4 protein-coding genes and 1 pseudogene are annotated in these 6,091 nt (G+C 52.6%); all 5 read right to left on the bottom strand.

All coding sequences use genetic code 11. The features are described 5' to 3' along the window. Nucleotides 1-292 precede the first annotated feature (292 nt). The 5 genes and pseudogenes from SH287x_RS13520 to SH287x_RS13500 all read right to left on the bottom strand — a co-directional run bounded on the left by SH287x_RS13520 (nt 293) and on the right by SH287x_RS13500 (nt 6,062). Nucleotides 293-1,819, bottom strand: a complete 1,527-nt coding sequence (locus SH287x_RS13520; RefSeq protein ID WP_479518762.1) for a hypothetical protein — start codon at nt 1,817-1,819, stop codon at nt 293-295. Nucleotides 1,820-2,014: 195 nt separating this feature from the next. Then, a pseudogene (locus SH287x_RS13515) lies at nt 2,015-2,572 on the bottom strand (RNA polymerase sigma factor); the annotation flags it as partial. 958 nt (nt 2,573-3,530) lie between these two features. After that, nucleotides 3,531-3,959 (bottom strand): hypothetical protein, encoded by a 429-nt coding sequence (locus SH287x_RS13510; protein WP_479514845.1) that lies wholly within the window; start codon nt 3,957-3,959, stop codon nt 3,531-3,533. Nucleotides 3,960-4,094: 135 nt separating this feature from the next. Further along, nucleotides 4,095-4,289: a hypothetical protein gene (locus tag SH287x_RS13505; protein ID WP_479514844.1), complete on the bottom strand. Its 195-nt coding sequence runs from the start codon at nt 4,287-4,289 to the stop codon at nt 4,095-4,097. 564 nt (nt 4,290-4,853) lie between these two features. Continuing rightward, a complete protein-coding gene (locus SH287x_RS13500) occupies nt 4,854-6,062 on the bottom strand; it encodes a 2,3-bisphosphoglycerate-independent phosphoglycerate mutase (RefSeq protein WP_479514843.1) in 1,209 nt (402 codons plus the stop codon). Nucleotides 6,063-6,091: the final 29 nt, after the last annotated feature.

Raw genomic sequence — 6,091 nt, 5'->3', positions numbered from 1 at the left:
AGTTGGCGTGGTTGCCCTGCATGGGTTTAGATGTCTGGGCCACCCCGGTCGTAGAGCGTGGTTGTCCGTTCCCTCAGCGATTGAAAGCCGCCACCATCTGGCCGTTGGCGATGCTGATCCAGCCTCGTTTAGGGGAGAGGAACGGAGATGGTTTGCTATCCGGTGCCATAACCTCCTCTGCCTGCGGCACACAGGTAGCTCGCAGACGAGCAACCTGTGCCACCCTGCGTTTCAATCTCGTTAACCTCTTGTGGCGTTGCCACCCAGGTAGAGTGAGTATAGTCAACCTGGGCTACTCTGCTGTTGAGGCATGATTTTCCATTTCAGAAGAGACCACGGTCAGATTGATTGGCATTCCCTGAATCGTTCCCAGATTCACTGTTTGGCCTAGCGGATAGGATCTTGCCGCAGCCTGTTCACGAAATTCAAATTGTGCTCTCCAATCCTCAGGGGTCAAGTCCTTCGGAAGGGGTAAGAAGAACTGTTGGTTTTCATAACGCCGTTGCTGTGAATCTGTGATGATAATCGAAACCTGAAATTTGGTGGGAACACCTTTCTGGAAACCATCAGGAAGGACCATAATAAATACTCCAATAGACGACGTTCCGTATTTTTTGTTGATATCAACCTTGAGACGACATGTATGGTTGGGGAATTCCAGGAGAACCGTCCCCTCAGACGCAAGCCTCACATCAAGGACTAAGCGATCCAACATAAATTTGGAGCGGGAACCGCCAGAATCAATTTCAATAAGTTTCGGTTTTTCCAGAATGAAATGACCAGAGGAAAGCTCCATCCTTTGAGGGGAGCCTTTTATCACTCTTGTGGTCAGTGCGGGAGTTGCAAAAAAGTTATGGGCAAAAAAGCCCAATTGAAAAACAGTGGTGATTCCAATAGCGCCAAAGCAAACGCCCCAGATAACTCGTGGAATTCGACGATAAAGATAAGCCATTGGCCGGATTGTCAGAACAAGGCAACCCATCACGGGAAGTGCCATGGCAAAACCTTGTCTACGAAAAACGGTCAGCATGTCCTCTTCAAAAGGGACATGGACTGTATAGAGATCCTGAACCATCATGTAGAATGAAATCCAAATGGCCAACGCCAGCGGTATCAAGACCTTGGTGATCAGAATCCATCTTGGAGGTGCCAGTTCGTTGACCAGATGAAGTTTAGTGGGTTTGATTTCGCCCGGTTTCAGCCAGCGTCGCCATCTGCTAAGAACGAGCACAGTTCTCCAGAGCAAAACCGAGGTTAAGAACACCAGGAGAATTGCAGTTAACCAGAATTCTCCAAAACTGCTTTCTGGCTGAGTAAGAAACCAGGGAGCGACACTCAGGGCGCTAAATATCACCATCCCGGCACAAAAGTACGACAACAGCAGTGCCCCGTCGACTGGGTATTCTGGTTCTGCAACACCGACAGCAGTACCGTTTGAACGGCAACGACGAACTTGAATCCAGATTCTGATCCCCATAAAAATCTGCCAAAATCCAGCCGTAACCAAAAGAAGTTTGCTGAGCCGAATTTCTTCAAAATACGACACAATCAGCGCTAACCCCAGTAGTTCAATTCCTGTCACAAGAAAGACCATCATCCAAATCCACCATTCCCTCGGTGTGGACGTCCAGTCCCATCGTTTGAAAGGGAAGAATGGCCAGTCATAGATATTTGGGAATTGACGCGTGTAGGAGAGCACACGAAACCATTCAGGGCGAAACCAGCCCAGATAGCAGCACATTGCGACCAGAACCAGCAGGGAAACCACTTCCCCCCAGATGATCCCTGCAATGGTGGGCAGTATGAGAAGGGAAACCACGGCCTTGATGCCCCCGATCACCCATGGTGCACAATCAGAATTTGCAGAGATCGTCGCTCCAACTCCGGACAAACTCATTTTGCCCAGTGATGAAGCCAGAGAAGGGGGAGCGGCGACCGCGGATTGGCCAGTCAGGCAAGTTACCAATAATGTCGCTGGCACAATGAGGCCTGCCTGCCGGAGTGTCTCACGAAGACAGTGAATGCCTTCAGACAATCGCCGCGAAACTGTTGACTGATGCACCCCCAGGGTGTTGGCGATATCACATTGAGAAGCACCTTCCAGATAATGCATTAAGACTGGTGCTCGTAATTGTTCCGGCAATTCAGACAAAGCCTGGTCAACCAATGGCGCTATTTCGCCCCATGATAATTCAGATGTCGCCTGCGATAACGACTTATCAGCTTGTTGCTGACTGGCCTCTTGCTCATGCGACTGCCGTCTTCGCTCACCTCTCAACCGATTGAGGGAACGATGAGTCGCTGTCTGATGGAGCCAGCCAACAAGCGATGATCGAATTTCGCCTGCCTGACGGGAGAGGTCAAAAAAACATTCCTGCGTCAATTCTTCGGCATCATGTGAATTCGATGTAATTCGCAAACACGTCCCGTATACAAGTCCCGAATGCCTCCTCACAAGTTCCAAAAATGTTTCAGGGGTTCTGCTTTTCAGATATGTGCTCAAGAGCAGATGATCTGCCAATCCCTGATTCCCAAAATTTTGAGACGCACTGGAAAATGTGTTTGTATTCATCATCGCACCTCAATAGTCCGATCTATCGAGGATATGGCACTCACTCGACATTCATTTACGAACATCAATAAGGAACCGAAAGTTTCACGAATATGCATGAGTTTGAGTGGTTCAAACGAACCATTTGAATTTACTGGGCTTTTTCGAGATTCCTTCCACCGCCGGGTAGCCCCGGTTGAAATTCTGATTTCTACGGGGGTGGCAAAGTCATAAGAGGTTTCATTCTCCAGTCGACTGCGGTTCTGATCCAGCCTCGTATTGGGTGGGAACAGAGATGGCTGGCCGTCCGTTGCCGTAACCTTTGCTGCCTGCGGCACACAGCGATAAAAACAAGGCCTGCCGCTGCTTCCACTCCGCGTCGTTGCTCGAGTTGTGGCTAAGGCATTGAAAACCTTCAGCTATCCCTTTCCATCTCGTTAACCTCTTATGGCGTTGCCACCCAGGTAGACTGAGTACAGTCAACCTGGGCTACCCTGCGAATCGGCAGGCGGGCGCCTGCCCTACGTTGCTGGAGCATGGATGACATGAATCGTTCCCTACCAACGAGCCGGAAGCGTTAGCGACGGGCGTTCGCATTAGTGATCTCATCATCGGGAGCGAGAGGGATTCAAGAAAAATGTTTTGATATGGAGGGGTGTTGAAGAAGAACTCGTGGCGGGGGAGTGATTAGTAAATCATGCCCGTCGCTGACGCTTACGGCTCGTAACGCTTCCGGCTCGTGTTGTTGCTCGACTTGTGGTCAAGGCGTTGAAAACCTTTAGATAGCCCGTTTCAATCTCGTTAACCTCTTGTGGCGTTGCCACCCAGGTAGAGTGAGTATAGTCAACCTGGGCTACCCTGCTTCCGGCTTGCGTCGTTGCTCGACTTGTGTTGGGAAGGAAACCTACAGCTATGAGCATCGCACGGAGAGTTCAGAATCACGGGCATTGCCTTTTTGTAATGGCGACCATGAATGAAATTATGGTCTCGTCATGACGAGATAGGTTAGTCCTTTATCGTTACTGACTGTGCAGGAGAGGTTGTAAGTGGGGGGGCCAGCAAGCTGGAATTCATAAGTGGCTCGATCTAGCGCGCTGAGGTAGACCCGTTTGCCAGTGGGTTTGCCGAGCAACTGAAACAGTTCGTTCGCCGGCATTCCCTGATGTAGTGGGAGGCCTAACGCTTGTAACAAAACTTCCCGCTCTTCTAATAGAAAGTCGCTCAAATCGATTGTGATCGCCCGAACGATTTTTGTGTCTGTCTCCAGTCGCAGGAACGCCGTGAAGCTTAACGTTTCTCCCACCCAGTATTGATCGAGGAATTCGTAGCCCTTTACCCGTTCGACTTCATCATCTCTGTACGTGAACTTCTTCAGACGGAGCTTCCCAAACTGTTCATAAGTGATCATGAGCGGCCGCCGTTTCACGCTGGTGCTAATAGGAAATAGCGGAGTGGCCCAGGTAGACTGAGTATAGTCAACCTGGGCTACCCTGCCGAACCGGCAGGCGGGAGCCTGCCCTACTTGTGGTGGTGGGGTGGTTAATTAGTCGTGTCCGTCGCTGACGCTTCCGGCTCGTTGCGCTTCCGGCTCGTAATGCTTCCACCCCGCGTCGTTGCTCGAGTTGTGGCTAAGGCATTGAAAACCTTCCGCCAGCCATTTCAATCTCGTTAATCTCTTGTGGCAACGCGCGTAGCCGAACCGGCAGGCGGGAGCCTGTCCTACGTAGCTGACAGACATATCGCTTCCCTGTGGATGAAGAAAAACCCCTTCATCCACAGGGCGCAAATGTCATGCCAGTCCTCAGGAAAGTGAGCCGAAACCACAAAGTAAGTGCCATTGAGCGTCAGCGACGGGCACTCGCATTAGTGATCTCGCAATCGGGAGCGAGGTGGAGTCGTGAGGAATGCTTTGGTTCGGAAGGTGTTGAAGTTGAACTTGTGGTGGGGGAGTGATTAATTAGTAATGTCCGTCGCTGACGCTTCCGGCTCGTTGCGCTTTCGCGCTCGTAATGCTTTCACCCCGCGTCGTTGCTCGAGTTGTGGTCAAGGCATTGAAAACCTTCCGCCAGCCATTTCAATCTCGTTAATCTCTTGTGGCAACGCGCGTAGCCGAACCGGCAGGCGGGAGCCTGCCCTACTACTGCCCTGGGCCACCCGGTCGTCGTCTGGGCCACCCGGGGGCATGGTGATTAAACAGCTAACGCCCGGCGCCTGTGGGGCACCGGGCGTTAGTTGGGACAGTGTTCTTCAAGTCAGTGTGAGAGAATGTGTCTGACGGTCTCACTCGTTGAAACTGTTTGATCTACGCACCAAATTTTTCAAGGCGGCCGGCGTGGGCCATGGCTTGAAGCATCAGGTACTTGGCTTCAAAGGTTCCCAGTCCGCCGCGAGCACACTGCGATTCACCGAACTTGGTCGAACCATCAAAGCGGCAGGTGTCGGCTGCCAGCAGTGTGGGCACGGGATGCCAGCTATGTGACTTCAACTTGCTGGGCGTGCTGTGATCACCAGTGACGATCACAACGGTGGGGTTTAGCTGCATGATCTTGGGGATGCAGCTATCGAGTTCTTCGGTTCGCTTCACCTTGGCGGCGAAGTTGCCGTCTTCACCGGTCGAGTCGGTATACTTGAAGTGGATGAAGAAGAAGTCGTAATCGTTCCAGGAATCTTTCAGACGTGCCATCTGGTCGTCGAGTGTCTGGCCGGCATCCAGCACATCCATCGAAACCAGTCGAGCCAGTCCGCGGTACATCGGATAGACGGCGATTGCCGCAGGCTTCATGCCGTAGACTTCCTCAAAGCGAGGAATGGCTGGCAGGGTGTCGATACCACGGAGTGTCAGAAAGTTGGCTGGCGCGTCGTTCTTGAGAACTTCCCTGGCTTGCCGCAGGAACTCATTGCAGATATCGGCCGTTTTCTTGGAGCAATCTTTCTTGGCAACGGCGGTGAGCGGAGCCACGCCGGTAGCCTGAGGATCGGTGTCGTGAACTTGCCCGCCGAGTCCTTCGCCACGGAACACAATGACCAGACGGTATTCCTTCACTGGCTGAACAAAGACTTCCACTCCGGGGATGGTGATCTTGTCGAGCTTCTCGCAGAGAGCGGCACCAATCTCGCTGCCAATGCGGCCCGCGCGACGATCGGTGATGAGGCCTGCTCCATCAATCGTGCAGAAGTTGCCGCGAATGGCGACATCGTTGGGGCCAAGTTCAAAATCGATCCCCAGAGCTTCCAGAACGCCCCGGCCAATCTGATATTGCAGCGGGTCGTAACCGAACAGCCCGAGGTGTCCCGGGCCACTGCCGGGAGCGATGCCGGGGAGCACGGGAATTGTCTGGCCCAGGCAGCCCCGAGTGGCGAGCGCATCGAGGTTGGGCGTAAGCGCGGATTCCAATTCGGTCTTACCGCCGGGAGATTGAGGCAACCCGCCCAATCCATCGCCAACGAGGAGGACGATTTTGGAGTCATTCTTCTTTTGAAGCTGCCGGGTGAGAATGTGCGGGTCAGTCATATTCGGTTCGATATGTCTCGAGCAGAGGT

The sequence above is a fragment of the Planctopirus sp. SH287 genome (assembly GCF_056500625.1).
This window is presented reverse-complemented; position numbering and strand designations above follow the sequence as displayed.

Excerpts from the sequence above, each read along its gene's own strand:
- SH287x_RS13510 (WP_479514845.1), bottom strand. The coding sequence starts at position 3,959 with ATGATCACTTATGAACAGTTTGGGAAGCTCCGTCTGAAGAAGTTCACG.
- SH287x_RS13505 (WP_479514844.1), bottom strand. The coding sequence starts at position 4,289 with ATGTCTGTCAGCTACGTAGGACAGGCTCCCGCCTGCCGGTTCGGCTAC.
- SH287x_RS13500 (WP_479514843.1), bottom strand. The coding sequence starts at position 6,062 with ATGACTGACCCGCACATTCTCACCCGGCAGCTTCAAAAGAAGAATGAC.